The organism is Microbulbifer elongatus (genome assembly GCF_021165935.1).
Classification (GTDB): Bacteria; Pseudomonadota; Gammaproteobacteria; order Pseudomonadales; family Cellvibrionaceae; genus Microbulbifer; species Microbulbifer elongatus.
The window spans coordinates 3082573-3099184 of sequence record NZ_CP088953.1; the positions used below are offsets into that span (position 1 = coordinate 3082573).

Below are 16612 nucleotides of genomic sequence, written 5' to 3' on the forward strand. Positions count from 1 at the left end.
GGATTTGCTGCGCTACCAGTTCAACTTGATCCGAAGGGGTGCGGTATCGTCGGTCAGGCCGCACATCTCTTCATAGGGTGTCTGCTGCTCCAGCCACACATCGTCCAGGCTCCGCCAGGCGAAGTGGTCCCGAATCTCTTCCAGGCAGTGAAACTTTTGTGGCGCGTTGTGGCGATCGGTAAGAAGGTGGGAACCGGATTCATCTACCGTCTTTACGATGTAAAATTGTCCTTCCAGCGAGAGTATCTGTAGGTCCATATTGCCTCCTACTGCGCTCAGCCAAAATACACGAGGCGCACCTTCAGCTTAGGGTGCCGAGACTACAACCGGAAATTTAGCGACCCACCGCAGCAAGCTTCACACAGATATGGAGCGGCCGGCAAACACTGGCATAGCAGCACGCTTGCCACCCACTTCCACACGTCCGGCCCCCACCAGTTCATTCCAGCGCGCCTTCAATACCCGGTAGTAACTGGCGGCGCGGATATCACCAAAGGCCCGGAGCGACCAGGCATCTTTCACCTGAACCAGCGCGGTATGCCCTCTCGCCATCACCCCCCAATCCATGGCAAAGGCCCGCGGCGCGGCAGGGTCGGCCTGAAATGCTTTCAGCGCCCTGTGCACCACGCGCATATCGATGGAAGGCCCCGGTGGACCGGCGTACTGGCCGCCCCCAACAATGACTCCGTCCACCACATACAGGCGGAACTCACACAACCACTCCACCACCTCGGAGGCGTACACATCCAGCGCAGGCGGCGCATAGTGCAGTGCATTGTTGTCGCACTCCGGGGAATAGACATTGCCCGGCACCAGCCCCCAGGCCATCGACTTGGCAAACGCCATTTCCCCACGTTGAACGCGGTTAAGCAGGTTTCCCACGGTGGTCGGCCATACGGCCCGGCGGAGATAGGGTCTTAGGGAGGCGGGATAGGGATCCAGAGAGGGCGGCGCCGCACCAAGGGTTTTCAATGCATCCTTGACCGCACCAACACAGCCTACCACCAGCTGCGCATACTTCAGGGAGAGCTTGCCACTGCAAATATCGAACGGCTCGAACACCTGGGTAGGTATCCGGTTGGCTGTGCAGTATTCCATGATGAGCTTGGACTCTACATCGAAACACCCGTCCAGGCCCTTTTCGACGAAAACGGCCATCTGCAATCCTGTGATTCTTTTTATCGAAGAACAAGTGTAGGCAGAGATTTGGTGTTGTGGGAAAAAAGCTGGGAACCAATGATGCTTTGCGCGCCAAACTAACAGCTAGGCTGTTCAATATACTTCGCCATGCCACCACACCTAGCACGTTTCACGGTTACCGATAACAGGACTCTGACCGCTTTATCAAATCCCTACGCCTTATCCTCGAGACTCTGAACGATCGTACCTGAACTCTCGATTCAAATCATGAAGCGACGGAGATAAAATTAAGCCTTAGAAAATCATTACGGAAAGCTATACAGAACGAAAATTGGCTGGCCGCGAGTACCGAGAGCCACCGCCCTCAGGTCAGCCCCAGCAGGAACGCATACGTTCAGAATCTCCTTAAATCTGCCCACCAAACTGCGGTTTCGGTACAGCCCTGAGGACGACATCATGCGATCATTATTAATTCTCTTTGCGGTAATGATTATTTCCGCCTGTACCGAAAAGTCCGGCAACCCGCATATCGAAAAAGCTATTTATACTGACAACTTCGCAGGACTCGTCGAGGTCGGAAAAAACTACAACGAGAGCAAATTCGACTACGAACTGGACACAAAAAATGGATCAGCGATCCAATTTCAGACCTGCGAGGACATCAAGCAGACCAAGGTAGGCGAGATCCGGGAAGATCAGTTCTCACTATTCACCATGTTGAACGTGAACTGCGAGGCGTTACAGCTCTACTTCTCTGCAGGTAACTCCCGAAAGTCATTCTTCCCCCCCGTACTTACCAGTGAGCTTATTCAGCAACTACCTGCAAACGCCACCCCGGATCTAGGAGGTGACCCATCGCCGGTATCAAATCAAGAAATAGCACAGGCTTTCCCCAACTCTGAAATAGTCGAAATAAGCCCAACAGTGGTCCGAAGTAACCTTGCTGGCCTTGATATTGACTATACCCTTCTGGCCAGAGGTGACCTGGATGGCGATGGCACGGAAGACTTGATCGTGCGTATGGATTGGAACAATCCCAATGCATTTGGCAATGGTTACGAAATGCTGCTAATTGGGGCAAACGAGCTGCGCACCAGACTGCTAAAGAGTCCTACCCACTGAATAGACTCAAACCGCCCAACCAGTCCATTTGCGCCAGAAAAAACTAATGGTAAAGCGCTGAAGAGAACAACTAGTGATACGGACAAGCCCATCGGGCAGTTTGACACTTAATCTGCGGGTAACAAAGGTGCAAGATAGGGAACCCTATGATGCCGCGAGTCACGAGATAGCAAATGACCTACGTACCCTCCAAAAGCCCAATTCTGAAACTCTGGAACACCCTGGGCGGCAATAGCCTAGGCCGCTGGCTGGTGAGCAAAATTGTCTGCTTCAATGCCCCCTACTTCAGCTCGATCAAACCGCGATTCACGCAGATACAGCCGGGCCTGGTTGAGGTGAAACTGAAGAAGCGCCGCGCAGTAGAAAACCACATTAAAACCGTGCACGCCATCGCCATGTGTAACGCTGCGGAACTGGCCGGAGGCGTATGCCTGGACGTATCCCTGAATGCCAATTTCCGCTGGATTCCGGTAGGCATGACCGTGCAATACCTGAAGATGGCCAAAACCGATCTGCGCGCCGTGTGCAAGGTCGACGACTTTCATTGGGATTCTGCACAGGATGTGGTGATGCCGGTGAGCGTATTTGATACCAACGGTGAGGAGGTCTTCCACGCGGATATCACAATGCGGATTTCTCCCAAGAAACAATAAGTTTCGCCGGCACAAAGGATCGTTGCGATAACTTACGCATTATCGATTTCGTCATTCCACTGTTGCTCGTAGCCTGCACGCTCCAGATACCCACCTAGCGTGCTATAAAGTTTCTCCGTCCAGTACTCCGACGTGCCCTCGCAAGGCAAGCTCCTCCCTGAGCAGATTTATTAACCATGGCCCAGAAAAACCTACTCAGATGTGTTGCTTCCTCCGCGGAACTTACGAAACCCCGGTCAAAAATAGCTAGCGTTTCTCCATCGTTGAGCAGATTTGCGAAAAACTTGGCGACAACTTTCTCTTCCTGATATTTGTACTCGATCATAGCGCTACTCCGGCATCTTCAATCACAGACATTCGATCTGCAATCCACTGCAATTTTTCTACTAATTGATGTACCAGCATTTTCTGTGTCACCGTTAAAAAATAGTGCCCCTTTTTACGTTCATCTGGCACAAATTCAAGCCCCGGCGGAATATCTGCGGTCTCAAGAACCCAATATACATGTACCGCAGCACCAGGATTGTGCTTCTGCTTCATTTTGTGCAAGCCTTTTAGGTGCTGCCAACTCGAAGAAAAAGACAGCCCCATCTGAGAATGCGGAAGTACCCACTGCAAGTCGGACGAAAGATACCAGTCTTTAACCCGCAAGCCATTGACTAGATCCTCACCAAGCGGTACATCTTCAGCATCATGTATAGCCAAGAACATAGACGTGTTAGAACGTCGGCACGGATCTCTATGGACAGGACGCGATCCAGAGCGCGATGCGCATTCGTGCCTGGGCGTCTACCGGGAAGATTCGCCAATTTCAGCAGATCGGCGGCCCCAGTGTTACCGCGTGGCGGGAGTCCCGCAGGCTTGCACATAGTGAGCATGCAGAAGCCGCTTTGGACTCAATAGATAGCGAGTTATTGAAAGGCCTCATCGAGGCTGCGGACAAAGGAAACTGGGAAACCTTTACCGAGCTGTCCGGCGGGCCTACTCCAGAACGAGCCAGCCTGCCGTTGCGGGCACTACACGTCGTCAAAAAAGGCTTGAACAAATACGGTCAAGAAGCTCAAAAATTGATCGGCCTGCTATTTCAGGCGAAATCGAGGGTCATCACTCGCTTTCACGAATGGACAGTTCGACCAGTTACTGAGCTCGAAAGTTGCGGAGCGGAAGCGGGAGCAATAGGAGGGGCGAATACCCCTCCCTTTGGGTACTGTCAATAACTGTACGGCCTACTAACTATAGGCCTTTGAACTTACGTATTCAGCGCATACTCGACACTTGCACCGGTGACGATATGTTTTCCGGGTTCAATAATCTCGAGCTTTTCGTCCCCAAAAAGGACCAAATTGGCGTGAGAACCATATGAACTCGCATATCGAATACCATTGAAGTCGGCAATATTTTTTAGAAACTCGCAAACAAACTGCGTGGGGACATATTCAAGGTGAGATTTTTCAGGAATTACTGGATTCGCAAGGTCACTCGAAAAACTCTCAAGCAAGTTCAAGTACTTGAGAGCTGGCACCATCCTCTCACCCTCAAACTTTAAGACAGATGCCATCACCTTTGGAGAGGTCAGGTCAATTACACGAAAGTCTTCTCGAACAAGAATCTCAGAGATGAAAACTGTTCCACCGATACTAGGGCGCACCTCTTTTACAGCCGTATCTTGATCTTCAGACACATATAGATACGAAATTCCCGCAGGGTTTGCGCGTCCATTAGAGGTTCTAATAGCTGGAGGTCGCCCCATTTCTTCTGCACTTAGCAGCTCATCCTCCGATAACCTTGTGCGATAAAACTGGTCGCCTTTGTAGTACTTCTTTTGAAGCTGAGAAATTAAGTCACCAAAAATCCCGTAATCATCTCCGCGCCGAGAAAATAACCCCCTATACTCTTCATACTGTGGGAAATACCTATTTCCGTGTTTAAGCTCTTTCTTAAAGCTACGCCACTCTTCTCTCTGACTCGCCACTTCTGAAGGCAACTCGTACATTTTACCCAGAAAATCATCACCAAGAATCAACGACAAAAAGGGCTTTGGGTCCCCCATACACGCGTTAAACAACTTGAATTCCGATGAGTATATATCGACAGCTGAAACACCATGCTCGCTTTCAATCAGGCACTCCGTGGTAGGCTCAAATAAATCTGCCAAGGCCATCACGTCAACGACCAGATTCCCCACTTCCCGACAAAAACTGCATTCACCAAAAGCGCCTTTAAACTGAATTTCTTCTTTTATCGCCAAGTCAGAAAAGCACTGGGTACAAACCTCAGCCACCTTCACTCTCCTTGAGGTAACCGCAAATAGTTTCTACATGATGCTTAATTGAAATTTTCTTGACGTGGCCAAGCCCTGGGAAATGCTTCTTCTCGTGTAAAGCTTCAAACTCTGCCATACCATCTGTCGCACTAAACATGCGAGGCTCAGCATTCATCTCATTTACAAGCTTACCCAACGCATCAAGAAACTTACCGCCAGGGTCCGTTGGAGACCTATCGTCATACGAAGAATAATGCCTAACATACATTTCATCGAAACGGTCTGCATTGATATACGAAGCATGAATAGTTACAACATATGCTGGGCCACCCCCCTCAGAAAAATCTTTCGGGAGAATAGTATAGTCACCGAAACCGACAACCTTCGGGCTTTCGCTATAAGTTACATGCAGGTAGGAAAAAGGGGATTCATCTTTATAATCAGAGTTTCGCAATTGCTTTTGAAAAAAAATCACCAATCAAGACAACATTTTCTAAGCTTCTAATCGCCGGAGGCGGCGTACTTTCGTCAACAATAGTATATTTTGCAGCACCAGATACCCCCACAATCTCCCGATCAACACCTCCTGTTACAAAAATCGCAAAATCCCCACTCAGAGCATCGATAACTCTTCTTGCCGCTTCATCCGAGGAGTCACGAAGCGCAACACATGGCAAAAATTTTAAATCGTTGCCAGACAACTCGGGCATCAGCTCTGACATGCCGCCTACAACATCACCAACAGTAGGATTAACAATCACTAGAGGGACAAAACCGCTTTCGTTTAACGATTTGATGGTAGAAATCAGCGGCCTTAACTTCTTCCGAACGGGTTCTATGACCGGACAAAAATTTTCCGGACTGACAACCCCAGAACTAAGAAGCTCTCGGAGAGCAAACAATTCAAATTGCTTACTCCTAAGTAGAGGAAAGTACATTACCACTCCCTGTTAAGCTTTATCCCTAAAAATGGAAATCAAATTTTTTTCTTGTTCTTGAGTAAATCGATAACTTACGGCCGCATTTTTCAAAGAAAATGGCATGAAATCAATTAAATGGTTTTTCACAGCTCTGTGTTTCTTGAGCATCGCTAGATAACCTTCCGCCAGATCATCTTCTTCAGCATCCAAGACCAACTCACGACACATTGAAAATAGTTGAGCGTTTGTAGCGGATGGCAACTTACCTGACACAAGAAATGCCAACTCCTGATACTCAGCCTTCCTCAGCGATTTAACTAGTGCCTCACGATCTATCCCGCCTTTCCGCCTACAAGGTTCCCTTACTTTTTTGAAGTAAGATCTATCCGAAAGAATAAGAATTCCCACCCCTTGTTCTAAAGTTTCAATTACATCAGAGCAATTTTTCTCAGAACAAACAACATACACTTCATCAAACAATTTTCGATACTGTTTAACTTGGTCATTCAGTCGAATAAGGGAGTCGTATTCCGTCTTAATTTCATAGCAAGTTGACTTACCATTTAAGATTACGCAGTCAGCTTTATTTGAACCAACCCGGAATTCAGAAAGCATGGTAGAGGTATTTACAGAGTGCCGCCCAAGCAGGTGACGAAGAACCAGAAAATTCTTGTAGATATATTCTGTTCTATAACCTCGATTGAGCTCGTTAAAAACTTCATTGAAAAATGATGTAAAGCTGGCAATTTTGGTTGTCGAAAACAGACTTCGCGAAACATACTCCACAAAGGAATAGTCACCCTCACTCAGCGAAGCCAAGCTCGAACTATTAAAAATTTTTGAGACTTCTTTGTAATTTATAGTTTTCATCGATTCACGGAAATCTCTCGCTCGTGAAGGAGCAACTTACACATCCATTCGAAGCTAATGCGAATTACATAAAAAGGCTCTCACTTGACAATCAAGCCAAAACGAAGACTACACCGCCAGTTTCTTCCCAACAAGAACTCAATCGGACTTAATGTGGACTTAAACACAAGACACAAAAAAGCCCGCTCTATTGGCAGGCTTTTAAGCCGTTGATATACAACGGTTTTATGGTCGGAGTGGCCGGATTTGAACCGACGACCACCACACCCCCAGTGTGGTGCGCTACCAGGCTGCGCTACACTCCGATGGAGATATAAATCGAGCGGTCAAAGTGACGTAAGTGCTTGATTTATAAGGGGCATCGCTTTGCGATGAGGCGCAAATCATACCGAAGTACGGTGGGAATGCAAGCCCGTTTTGCGCCTTTTTGACTCTGGTTAGATCAGGCTTCCACTTCCAGCAGTTCCAGCACACCTTCCAGCTCGGCGATCATCTGTGGGATCACCTGGTTCAACTGAACCGTCTGCACTTTCTCGGAGGTACCGCTTTCCATCTGCAGGCGTGCGCCGCCAATGGTGTAGCCCTCTTCGTACAGAAGTGCGCGGATCTGGCGGATGAGGATGACATCCTGGTGTTGGTAGTAGCGGCGGTTGCCGCGACGTTTGACCGGGCTGAGCTGCGGGAATTCCTGCTCCCAGTAGCGCAGTACGTGAGGTTTTACAGCACACAGCTCGCTGACCTCACCGATGGTGAAATAGCGTTTCCCCGGGATTACAGGGAGTTCGCTGTTATGACTCGCTTCCAGCATCTTCTTCTACTCGTGCCTTGAGTTTTTGCCCCGGCTTGAAGGTGACTACCCTTCTCGCGGAAATGGGGATTTCTTCGCCAGTCTTGGGGTTCCGTCCCGGGCGCTGGCTTTTGTCACGCAGATCGAAATTGCCAAACCCCGACAGTTTGACCTGCTCGTTATTTTCAAGGGCGTTGCGGATTTCCTCGAAGAAATATTCGACGATTTCTTTGGCTTCGCGCTTGTTGAAACCCAGCTCTTCGTACAACTTCTCGGCGAGCCCGGCTTTGGTCAGTGCCTCTGTCATTGGTTCCTGCCCAACAGATTCAGAGGCGTCGACTCCCGGTTGTTCAGCCTGGTACCGCGTTGGCTTGGAACCCGGAGGCAGACGCTCTCGGGATACGCGCGTCAGACTGCGTACCCCGGAGCGATTTCCGAATCAGCGCAGGCTGGCGTTGTATTTTTGTTCTAGTTCAGAAACAACCGCTTGCACGGCGGCATTGATTTCTTCGTCGTTAAGGGTGCGCGAGGGATGCTGAAAGGTCAAGCCCATGGCGACACTTTTTCTATTAAAATCAATGCCTTTGCCCTGATAGACGTCAAAAATATTGAAGTCAGTCAAAAATTCACCAGCGGCAGTGACCGCCGATTCAGCAAGCTGGCCGACCGGAGTGTCCACGTCTGCCAGTATGGCCAGATCGCGGCGCACCTCGGGGAATTTGGACAATGGAGCAAAGGCAGGAATGACCGCCTGCCCCAACCCATCCAGGCTCAGTTCAAACAGGAAGGCGCCTTTGGGCAGGTCGTAGGCCTTCTGCAGCTCCGGGTGCAGTGCGCCCAGTACGCCAACAGGCTTGCCGTTGCGCTGCAGCTCGGCACACTGGCCGGGATGCAGGGCCGCGTGTCGGGCAGGAACGAAGGTGAACTCCCCTTCTGCCTCGTAATGGGTCAGCAGTGCTTCCACATCCGCTTTGATGTCATAGAAGTCCACCAGATCCTTGGAGCCGGTCCAGCCTTCCGGCTGGCGGGTACCGTAGATCAGGCCGGCGAGCATACGCTCCTGCTGCAGTGCCTCACCCTCTTTACCGGGCACGAAACGCAGGCCGGTTTCAAACAGGCGCAGGCGGTCCTGCTGGCGGTTGAGGTTGTATTGCAGGGCTTTGACCAGGCCCGGCATCAGCGTGGTGCGCATTACGGAGAGCTCTGCGCTGATGGGGTTCTGCAGGGCTACAGGCTCTACTTCCGGGTCGAATTTGGCGGAGGCATCGCGATCGATAAAGCTGAAGGTGATGGCCTCTTGATAGCCGCGGGACAGCAGGGTCTGCTCCAGGCGGGACTGGGCCACATTGGCTTCGGCGCGCGGCACAATATCCAGAGACGCTTTCAAGGCGACACTGGGAATACGGTTGTAGCCGTAGACGCGTGCCAGCTCTTCCAGCAGGTCGGATTCGATAGCGATATCGAAACGGAAGCTGGGCACCAGGAAGGTCCAGCCTTCGCTGTCTTCAGCGATCTTTTCCAGGCCCAGGCGGGTGATGATCTCGACGATCTCGGCATCGCTCATTTCGATACCGAGACCACCGCTTACACGCTGGCGGCGCAGGGTGATATTGCGCTCCGCCGGCATGGCTTCGGTCACTTCACGCAGGTGTACCGGACCCGGTTCACCGCCGACGATCTCCAGCAGGAGCTGGGTAGCGCGCTCAATGGCTTTTTCCTGCAGGCGGTAATCCACGCCGCGCTCGAAGCGGTGGGAGGAATCTGTGTGCAGGCCGTAGGAACGGGCTTTACCGGCAATGGCCAGCGGGCTGAAAAAGGCGCTTTCCAGGAAGATGTCGTTGGTGGCCTTGGTGACGGAGGAATCCAGTCCACCCATGATGCCGGCAATGGCCAGTGGGCCCTTCTCGTCGGCAATCAGCAGGGTGTCGGCTTTCAGCTCCACTTCCTGTTCGTCGAGCAGGGTGAGCTTTTCGCCCTGCTCTGCCATACGCACCTTGATGCCGCCACTCAATTTGGCGAGATCGAAGGCGTGCATGGGCTGGCCCAGTTCCAGCAGAACATAGTTGGTGACATCCACCACCGGATCAATGCTGCGCACACCGCTGCGACGCAGGCGCTCCTGCATCCACAGTGGGGTTTGCGCGTCGATATTGATGTTGCGGATCACGCGGCCCACGTAGCGCGGACAGGCGTCTTCGGCGAGCAGGGAAACCTGCAGGCTGTCGTCGATCACCGGGGCAACCGCCTCGATAACCGGCGGGGTGACTTCGCAGCGGTTCAGCACACCCACTTCACGGGCGATACCGGCGACGCCGAGGCAGTCGGAACGGTTCGGGGTCAGGTCGACCTCGATGGTGCTGTCGTCCAGCTGCAGGTATTCCCGCAGGTCGGTGCCGGTAACGGCGTCTTCTGGCAGCTCCCAGATACCGTCGCTGTCGCCACCCAGCTCCAGTTCGGTCTGGGCACACAGCATGCCGAAGCTCTCGACGCCGCGCAGTTTGGCTTTCTTGATTTTGAAATCGCCGGGCAGCTTGGCGCCCACTAACGCGAAAGGAATCTTGATGCCGGTGCGCGCATTGGGTGCGCCGCAGACCACTTGCATCTCCCCTTCCGGGTGGCCTTTTACTTTACAGACGCGCAGTTTGTCGGCGTCCGGATGCTGTTCACAGGCGACGATTTCACCGACGACCACACCGGAAAATGCGCCGGCTACTGGCTCTACGGCGTCCACTTCCAGGCCCGCCATGGTGATCTGGTCGGCCAGCTGCTGTGCTGTCAGGTCCGGGTTTACCCACTCCCGTAACCAGGCGTTGCTGAATTTCATATCTGATCTCTAGCTATTTGTTTCTTGCGCGCTTTGCGCGGTTCACCCACACAGTGGGCTCCCAATAAATTGGATTCGATTTAGAACTGCTTGAGGAAACGCAGGTCGTTGTCGAAGAACAGGCGCAGGTCGTTTACGCCGTAACGCAGCATGGCCATACGCTCGACGCCGAGGCCGAAGGCAAAGCCGGAGTATTTTTCGCTGTCGATATCGCAGGAGGCGAAGACATTGGGGTGCACCATGCCGCAGCCGAGAATTTCCAGCCAGCCAGTGCCGGAGCACACGCGGCAGCCTTCACCGCCACAGTTGGTGCACTGGATGTCGGCTTCCGCAGACGGCTCGGTAAACGGAAAGTAGGACGGGCGGAATCGCACCGGTACATCTGCTTCAAAGAAGGCTTTCAGGAACTGGTCGATGCAGCCTTTCAGGTGGGCGAAGCTCACGCCTTCGTCAATCACCAGGCCTTCCACCTGGTGGAACATGGGCGAGTGGGTGACGTCGGAATCACAGCGGTACACGCGGCCCGGGCAGATAATGCGCAACGGCGGGTTGGTCTTCTCCATGGTGCGGATCTGCACGGAGGACGTGTGGGTGCGCAGTACCGTGGACGGATCGATATAGAAGGTGTCGTGCATCGCCCGCGCCGGGTGGTGGGCGGGGATGTTGAGCGCTTCAAAGTTGTAGTAGTCACCCTCCACCTCCGGGCCCTGCTCGACAGAGAAGCCGAGGCGCTGGAAGATCTCTTCGATGCGACGCAGGGTGCGGGTGATGGGGTGCATGCTGCCGTGGTCTTCACCGCGGCCCGGCAGGGTGACGTCGATGGTCTCTTTGGCCAGCTTTTCTTCAATGGCCGCCTTTTCCATCGCGGCGCGGCGGGCATTGATCGCGTCCTGCACCTGCTGCTTGGCTTCGTTGATTTTGGCTCCCGCCGCAGGACGCTCTTCCGCAGAGAGCTTGCCCAGACCTTTCAGCAGTGCGGTGATCTGGCCTTTCTTACCCAGGTAATCTACCCGCACCTGGTCCAGTGCGGCGAGGTCGCCGGCCTTTTCTACCAGCGCCAGCGCCTGCTCGGTGAGGGACTGCAATTCTTGCATTGATACTATCTCGCTTAAGGCTCGCTATTCGCTCGCTCTGACTCGTTCTGATCGATGAGTGACAATGAGTACTTATTTTCCGCAGCGGATAATAGCAGTCCACCGCGTCAGAAATTTGTTCTGTATAGACATTACAGATAAAAAAATAGGGAAGAGCCAAACAGCCCTTCCCTATTTTTAAAGCACAAATCCGCCCTTACGGGCCGATTTATTCTGCAGGCGCTAATTAAGCTGCCAGGGCTGCCTTGGCTTTTTCAACTACGGCAGCAAAAGCGGCTTTGTCGTATACCGCCAGATCAGCCAGAACACGGCGATCCAGAGCGATATCCGCCTTCTTCAGGCCAGCAATCAGTCGGCTGTAGCTCAGGCCTTCAGCGCGGGACTGGGCGTTGATACGCGTGATCCACAGAGCGCGGAAGTTACGCTTCTTAACGCGACGGTCGCGGTAAGCGTACTGACCAGCTTTGATGACTGCCTGCTTGGCTACGCGGAATACGCGAGAACGCGCACCGTAGTAACCTTTAGCCTGCTTCAGAATTTTCTTGTGACTACGACGCGCCACTACACCACGTTTTACACGGGCCATATCAATATCCTCTTAAAAACTTACGTGTGCAGCCAATTACTTGGCGCGCAGCATGCGATCGACCAGGGTGGCATCAGACTTGTTCAAAGTGTTGGTGCCGCGCAGCTGACGCTTACGCTTGGTGGTCATCTTGGTGAGGATGTGGCTCTTGTTGGCGTGCTTGTGCTTGTAGCCCGAAGCGGTCTTCTTGAAACGCTTTGCAGCGCCAGAATGTACTTTTGCTTTCGGCATTTTGTACTCCAAAGTAAATAATGACCCACGAATGGGCTTGTTTAATTGGCTACAGGCCGAGGCCTGTAACTGTGCGGGAGTGAGAAGGCAGCCGTCGCCCGATCACTTCCCGAAAAGAAGGTGCAGAGTGAACCCTGCGCCTTACTTTTTCTTTTTACTGGGCGCGATGACCATGATCATCTGGCGGCCTTCCATTTTCGGCCGCTGCTCCACAGTACCCAGCTCCTCGAGATCTTTCTCGATGCGCTGCATCATTTCCATCCCCAGCTCCTGGTGGGCCATTTCACGGCCACGGAAGCGCAGGGAGACTTTCGCCTTGTCCCCAGCTTCCAGGAAGCGGGTCAGGTTGCGCAGTTTGATCTGGTAGTCGCCGATATCGGTACCGGGACGGAACTTCATTTCCTTGATCTGCTGCTGCTTTTGTTTCTTCTTAGCCGCATTTTTAGCCTTCTTGGCCTCAAATACGTGCTTACCATAGTCCATGATTTTACAGACGATGGGATCGGAGTCCGAGGCAATTTCAACGAGATCCAGGTTGGCTTTCTGCGCGTGTTCCAGCGCCTCATCCAGAGAAACAATACCTACCTGTTCACCATCCGCACCGATCAGTCGCAGTTGCGACGCTTCAATCTGATCGTTGATACGGGCCTTTTTGGACTTTCCTTTCATATCTCGTTTAATAACACTCGTCTCCGGTAATTAATAAAAGTCTACTGGGCGCTTATTCAGCTGCGCCCTCAATAGACGAACGGCCGCGGCGATCCACATCCTGGCGGAGGAGCTCAAGGAAAGACTCGTAAGTCATGGTTCCGAGGTCCTCACCGCTACGTGTCCGCACGGCGACCGTCTGGTTTTCCACTTCCTTATCGCCGATGACCAGCAGATAAGGGACACGCTGAAGCGTGTGCTCGCGGATTTTAAAGCCGATCTTCTCGTTTCTCAAGTCAGCAGCGGCGCGGAAACCTTCTGCACCCAGCTTGGACTCGAGGTTTTTGCAGTACTCGGACTGGCGATCGGTGATATTCAGCACCGCCACCTGCTGCGGGGCCAACCAGGTCGGGAAGGCGCCCTCGTAGTTCTCGATCAGAATACCGATAAAGCGCTCGAATGACCCGAGGGTCGCGCGGTGCAGCATTACCGGGGTCTGACGAGAGCCATCTTCCGCCACATACTGGGCGTCCAGGCGGCCCGGCATGGAGAAGTCCACCTGAATGGTGCCGCACTGCCATACACGGCCGAGGCAGTCTTTCAGGGAGAATTCGATCTTGGGCCCGTAGAAGGCGCCCTCACCCGGCAGCTCTTCCCAGGGCAGATCCGCCGCATTCAGGGCGTCTGCCAGGGCTTTCTCCGCCTTGTCCCAGCTTTCGTCGGAACCGACGCGCTGTTCCGGACGGGTAGATAAACGATAGATCACTTCTTCGAAGCCGAAGTCTTTATAGACCGCGTGCAGCAGGTCCATGAACTCGGATACTTCCGACTGGATCTGGTCTTCGGTACAGAAGATGTGGCCATCGTCCTGCACAAAACCGCGCACACGCATCAGGCCGTGCAGGGAACCGGAGGGTTCGCTGCGGTGACAGGAGCCGAACTCCGCCAGACGCAGGGGCAGATCCCGGTAGCTGCGCAGGCCCTGATTGAACACCTGCACGTGACAGGGGCAGTTCATGGGCTTGATGGCAAACTGACGCTCTTCGCTGGTCAATGTGAACATGTCGTCGCCGAACTTGTCGGCGTGACCGGATTTCTGCCACAGGGAGAAGTCCACCAGCTGCGGGGTCTTGATCTCTTTATAGCCGCGCTCGCGCTGGCGCTCCCGCATGTACTGTTCAACGGTGCTGTACACGGTCCAGCCGTTGGGGTGCCAGAACACCATGCCCGGCGCCTCTTCCTGAATATGGAACAGGTCAAACTTCTTCGCCAGCTTGCGGTGATCGCGCTTTTCCGCTTCCGCGATACGGTGCAGGTACGCCTTGAGCTCTTTCTTGTTGGCCCATGCGGTGCCGTATACACGGGTCAGCATCTCGTTGTTGGCATCGCCACGCCAGTAGGCGCCGGCCACTTTGGTCAGTTTGAAAGCCTTCAGCTTGCCGGTGGACGGTACGTGCGGGCCGCGGCACAGGTCTTCAAAGTCGCCCTGGCGGTACAGGGAGATATCTTCGTTGGTGGGGATACTGGCGATGATTTCCGCCTTGTACTCTTCCCCCATCTCGCGGAAGTATTTGACCGCGTCGTCCCGGGGCAGCAAGCGACGGCTGACCGGAATATCTTCCTTGGCCAGCTCTTCCATGCGCTTCTCGATCTTCTCGAGATCTTCCGGGGTAAATTGCCGCTCGTAGGCGAAATCGTAATAAAAGCCGTCTTCGATCACCGGACCAATGGTGACCTGAGCACCCGGATACAACTGCTTGACCGCCTGGGCCAGCAGGTGCGCGGTGGAATGACGGATGATTTCCAGGCCTTCTGGCTGGCGATCGGTCACGATGGCCAATTCGGCGTCGTGATCGATAACAAAACTGGTATCCACTTCCTTGCCGTCGACGACACCCGCCAGCGCCGCTTTGGCCAGACCGGGACCAATATCATTGGCAACGTCGAATACGGAAACAGGATTGGAGAATTCGCGACGGGAACCGTCAGGGAGGGTAACAACAGGCATTGTTCTTCCTTTTGTTTCAGTGGCGATCCCTACGAAAGACCGCATGAGCAATTAGCGCTTGGCTAGCGAGAGCGGTGCATGGATGCACCGCCGCCGGGGGGAGCCCCGGCGCGAGCACTGAAAAACAAGCAAAATGACATTTTGTGCAGCTTTTTCAGTGCGACCTTTACCAAAAGACAGGACGTCTTTTTGTAAAGAGTAGGTAAATGGTAGACCCGAGCAGACTCGAACTGCTGACCTCTGCCATGTCAAGGCAGCGCTCTAACCAACTGAGCTACGGGTCTAAAGACTGACAACTGGAACCCGTAGAATACGGCCCCCGTTGCAGAGGACGCGAACTTTAGCACCAGCTTTTTTGCTTTTCAACTACCGAAAACAGAAAAAATTTCCGCTAATCAAGCACTTGGGGTATCGTGAGCCGACTGCAGGATGCAGCACAGAGACCGCGCACCCATTCCACAGGTCTCCCGCCGCCGGACACGAAGGATTTTATGAGCCCCCCTCCAACCGATAGCCCGATCAGCCGCAGCGGCTTTCTGCTGGCACTGGGCGCCGCCGCCCTCTTTTCCATCAAGGCGATCTTTATCAAGCTCGCGTATCGCTACGGCGTGGATGTGGAGACTTTCATTCTCCTGCGCATGGCCCTCGCCCTGCCGTTTTACATCGCCATCCTGCTCCTGCTGCGTCGAGGCGGACAGTGGCAGCCGGTGAGCGGGCAGAACGCGTTGATTACGATCGCACTCGGACTCTGCAGCTATTACCTGGCGAGCTTTCTCGATCTGCAGGGGCTGCGCTATATCAGCGCAAATTTCGAGCGACTGATCATCTACCTATACCCCACCCTGGTGCTGATGTTGGGCTGGCTGTTCCTGGGCAAATCCGCAACACCCCGACAGTTGCTGTGCCTGGCCGGGGCCTATGGGGGCATTCTGCTGATTTACTGGCAGGATCAGGATTTCAGCACCGGCGTACCAACCCCGGGCTGGGTACACCTTGACGGCGTCAGCTGGGGTGCACTGCTGACCTTTGGCAGCGCACTCAGCTTTTCGCTCTATGTGGCGTTCAGCGAGAAAGTGATCAAGACACTGGGGAGCCGGCAGTTCACCGCCCTGGCTATGCTGGCTGCAAGTGCCGCCATTGCCGTGCATTTTGCACTTCAGGGTGACTGGTCGCGCCTGCAGCAGCCATGGCCGGTTTACGGCTACGCGCTGGCGGTCGCGTTTCTATGTACGGTGATTCCGTCCCTGATGATGAGCGCCGCGATCCTGCAGATCGGTTCCGCCACCACCGGTGCCATTGGTACCTCCGGCCCGGTGGTGACACTGATCGCCGCAGCCCTGGTACTGGGAGAGCCGTTTACCGCGATGCATCTGCTCGGCATGGCGGTAATCATCGGCAGCCTGCTACTGTTGAAACAGCCCAGCCAACCCAAGGCTGCACCGGCCAGCAAGCAGACGAACTAGTGG

Annotated in this window: 19 protein-coding genes and 2 tRNA genes; 4 read left to right on the forward strand and 17 right to left on the reverse strand. The window is 53.6% G+C overall.

Features of this window, described 5'->3' with window-relative positions:
- Window positions 1–12 precede the first annotated feature (12 nt).
- Both LRR79_RS12670 and LRR79_RS12675 read right to left on the reverse strand, forming a co-directional pair.
- Window positions 13–258, reverse strand: a complete 246-nt coding sequence (locus tag LRR79_RS12670) for a DUF6482 family protein (RefSeq protein ID WP_231757567.1) — start codon at window positions 256–258, stop codon at window positions 13–15.
- 99 nt (window positions 259–357) lie between these two features.
- On the reverse strand, window positions 358–1158 hold the full coding sequence (locus LRR79_RS12675; RefSeq protein WP_231757568.1) for an ATP-grasp domain-containing protein: 801 nt from the start codon (window positions 1156–1158) through the stop codon (window positions 358–360).
- A gap of 438 nt (window positions 1159–1596) precedes the next feature.
- On the opposite strand from LRR79_RS12675, the gene LRR79_RS12680 reads away from it, so the two are divergent.
- Window positions 1597–2262 carry a hypothetical protein gene (locus LRR79_RS12680; RefSeq protein ID WP_231757569.1) on the forward strand — a complete coding sequence of 222 codons (666 nt, stop codon included), beginning with the start codon at window positions 1597–1599 and terminating at the stop codon, window positions 2260–2262.
- Between the two features lie 173 nt (window positions 2263–2435).
- The gene (locus LRR79_RS12685; protein ID WP_231757570.1) at window positions 2436–2915 is read left to right on the forward strand and encodes a hotdog fold domain-containing protein; all 480 of its coding nucleotides are present in this window, start codon (window positions 2436–2438) and stop codon (window positions 2913–2915) included.
- Between the two features lie 321 nt (window positions 2916–3236).
- On the opposite strand, the gene LRR79_RS12690 is transcribed toward LRR79_RS12685, so the two are convergent.
- On the reverse strand, window positions 3237–3620 hold the full coding sequence (locus LRR79_RS12690; RefSeq protein WP_231757571.1) for a hypothetical protein: 384 nt from the start codon (window positions 3618–3620) through the stop codon (window positions 3237–3239).
- Window positions 3621–3805: 185 nt separating this feature from the next.
- On the opposite strand from LRR79_RS12690, the gene LRR79_RS12695 reads away from it, so the two are divergent.
- Entirely contained in the window at window positions 3806–4132 is a 327-nt protein-coding gene (locus tag LRR79_RS12695) for a hypothetical protein (RefSeq protein ID WP_231757572.1), read from the forward strand.
- A 32-nt stretch (window positions 4133–4164) separates the two neighbouring features.
- Here LRR79_RS12695 and LRR79_RS12700 read toward each other — a convergent pair whose 3' ends face one another.
- The 14 genes from LRR79_RS12700 to LRR79_RS12765 all read right to left on the reverse strand — a co-directional run bounded on the left by LRR79_RS12700 (window position 4165) and on the right by LRR79_RS12765 (window position 15430).
- Window positions 4165–5196 (reverse strand): RES family NAD+ phosphorylase, encoded by a 1032-nt coding sequence (locus tag LRR79_RS12700; RefSeq protein ID WP_231757573.1) that lies wholly within the window; start codon window positions 5194–5196, stop codon window positions 4165–4167.
- Entirely contained in the window at window positions 5189–5632 is a 444-nt protein-coding gene (locus LRR79_RS12705) for a sce7725 family protein (protein WP_231757574.1), read from the reverse strand. The genes LRR79_RS12700 and LRR79_RS12705 overlap by 8 nt, the downstream gene beginning before the upstream one ends.
- Window positions 5619–6116, reverse strand: a complete 498-nt coding sequence (locus LRR79_RS12710) for a sce7725 family protein (protein ID WP_231757575.1) — start codon at window positions 6114–6116, stop codon at window positions 5619–5621. Before LRR79_RS12710 ends, LRR79_RS12705 begins: the two co-directional genes overlap by 14 nt.
- Window positions 6117–6128: 12 nt before the next feature.
- Window positions 6129–6968 (reverse strand): sce7726 family protein, encoded by an 840-nt coding sequence (locus tag LRR79_RS12715; protein WP_231757576.1) that lies wholly within the window; start codon window positions 6966–6968, stop codon window positions 6129–6131.
- Between the two features lie 228 nt (window positions 6969–7196).
- Window positions 7197–7273, reverse strand: a tRNA-Pro gene (locus LRR79_RS12720).
- A 137-nt stretch (window positions 7274–7410) separates the two neighbouring features.
- Window positions 7411–7776, reverse strand: coding sequence for a MerR family transcriptional regulator (locus LRR79_RS12725; RefSeq protein WP_043315902.1), 366 nt, complete (start codon window positions 7774–7776; stop codon window positions 7411–7413).
- On the reverse strand, window positions 7757–8062 hold the full coding sequence (ihfA, locus tag LRR79_RS12730) for an integration host factor subunit alpha (protein WP_043315900.1): 306 nt from the start codon (window positions 8060–8062) through the stop codon (window positions 7757–7759). The genes LRR79_RS12725 and ihfA overlap by 20 nt, the downstream gene beginning before the upstream one ends.
- 132 nt (window positions 8063–8194) lie before the next feature.
- Complete coding sequence (gene pheT / locus LRR79_RS12735) at window positions 8195–10579, reverse strand: phenylalanine--tRNA ligase subunit beta (protein WP_231757577.1); 2385 nt, start codon at window positions 10577–10579, stop codon at window positions 8195–8197.
- 80 nt (window positions 10580–10659) lie between these two features.
- The gene (gene pheS, locus LRR79_RS12740; protein WP_231757578.1) at window positions 10660–11673 is read right to left on the reverse strand and encodes a phenylalanine--tRNA ligase subunit alpha; all 1014 of its coding nucleotides are present in this window, start codon (window positions 11671–11673) and stop codon (window positions 10660–10662) included.
- 226 nt (window positions 11674–11899) lie between these two features.
- Window positions 11900–12259, reverse strand: a complete 360-nt coding sequence (gene rplT / locus LRR79_RS12745; RefSeq protein ID WP_010131381.1) for a 50S ribosomal protein L20 — start codon at window positions 12257–12259, stop codon at window positions 11900–11902.
- Window positions 12260–12295: 36 nt separating this feature from the next.
- Complete coding sequence (rpmI, locus tag LRR79_RS12750) at window positions 12296–12490, reverse strand: 50S ribosomal protein L35 (protein ID WP_010131383.1); 195 nt, start codon at window positions 12488–12490, stop codon at window positions 12296–12298.
- A gap of 141 nt (window positions 12491–12631) precedes the next feature.
- Window positions 12632–13159: a translation initiation factor IF-3 gene (gene infC, locus LRR79_RS12755; RefSeq protein WP_231757579.1), complete on the reverse strand. Its 528-nt coding sequence runs from the start codon at window positions 13157–13159 to the stop codon at window positions 12632–12634.
- A 52-nt stretch (window positions 13160–13211) separates the two neighbouring features.
- The gene (thrS, locus tag LRR79_RS12760; protein WP_231757580.1) at window positions 13212–15146 is read right to left on the reverse strand and encodes a threonine--tRNA ligase; all 1935 of its coding nucleotides are present in this window, start codon (window positions 15144–15146) and stop codon (window positions 13212–13214) included.
- A gap of 207 nt (window positions 15147–15353) precedes the next feature.
- Window positions 15354–15430: transfer RNA gene (locus LRR79_RS12765), tRNA-Val, on the reverse strand.
- Window positions 15431–15637: 207 nt separating this feature from the next.
- Between LRR79_RS12765 and LRR79_RS12770 the strand changes: the two genes are divergently transcribed.
- The gene (locus tag LRR79_RS12770) at window positions 15638–16609 is read left to right on the forward strand and encodes a DMT family transporter (protein ID WP_231757581.1); all 972 of its coding nucleotides are present in this window, start codon (window positions 15638–15640) and stop codon (window positions 16607–16609) included.
- Window positions 16610–16612: the final 3 nt, after the last annotated feature.

Excerpts from the sequence above, each read along its gene's own strand:
- LRR79_RS12670 (WP_231757567.1), bottom strand. The coding sequence starts at position 258 with ATGGACCTACAGATACTCTCGCTGGAAGGACAATTTTACATCGTAAAG.
- LRR79_RS12675 (WP_231757568.1), bottom strand. The coding sequence starts at position 1,158 with ATGGCCGTTTTCGTCGAAAAGGGCCTGGACGGGTGTTTCGATGTAGAG.
- LRR79_RS12680 (WP_231757569.1), top strand. The coding sequence starts at position 1,597 with ATGCGATCATTATTAATTCTCTTTGCGGTAATGATTATTTCCGCCTGT.
- LRR79_RS12685 (WP_231757570.1), top strand. The coding sequence starts at position 2,436 with ATGACCTACGTACCCTCCAAAAGCCCAATTCTGAAACTCTGGAACACC.
- LRR79_RS12710 (WP_231757575.1), bottom strand. The coding sequence starts at position 6,116 with ATGTACTTTCCTCTACTTAGGAGTAAGCAATTTGAATTGTTTGCTCTC.
- LRR79_RS12715 (WP_231757576.1), bottom strand. The coding sequence starts at position 6,968 with ATGAAAACTATAAATTACAAAGAAGTCTCAAAAATTTTTAATAGTTCG.
- LRR79_RS12725 (WP_043315902.1), bottom strand. The coding sequence starts at position 7,776 with ATGCTGGAAGCGAGTCATAACAGCGAACTCCCTGTAATCCCGGGGAAA.
- ihfA (WP_043315900.1), bottom strand. The coding sequence starts at position 8,062 with ATGACAGAGGCACTGACCAAAGCCGGGCTCGCCGAGAAGTTGTACGAA.
- pheT (WP_231757577.1), bottom strand. The coding sequence starts at position 10,579 with ATGAAATTCAGCAACGCCTGGTTACGGGAGTGGGTAAACCCGGACCTG.
- pheS (WP_231757578.1), bottom strand. The coding sequence starts at position 11,673 with ATGCAAGAATTGCAGTCCCTCACCGAGCAGGCGCTGGCGCTGGTAGAA.
- rplT (WP_010131381.1), bottom strand. The coding sequence starts at position 12,259 with ATGGCCCGTGTAAAACGTGGTGTAGTGGCGCGTCGTAGTCACAAGAAA.
- rpmI (WP_010131383.1), bottom strand. The coding sequence starts at position 12,490 with ATGCCGAAAGCAAAAGTACATTCTGGCGCTGCAAAGCGTTTCAAGAAG.
- infC (WP_231757579.1), bottom strand. The coding sequence starts at position 13,159 with ATGAAAGGAAAGTCCAAAAAGGCCCGTATCAACGATCAGATTGAAGCG.
- thrS (WP_231757580.1), bottom strand. The coding sequence starts at position 15,146 with ATGCCTGTTGTTACCCTCCCTGACGGTTCCCGTCGCGAATTCTCCAAT.
- LRR79_RS12770 (WP_231757581.1), top strand. The coding sequence starts at position 15,638 with ATGAGCCCCCCTCCAACCGATAGCCCGATCAGCCGCAGCGGCTTTCTG.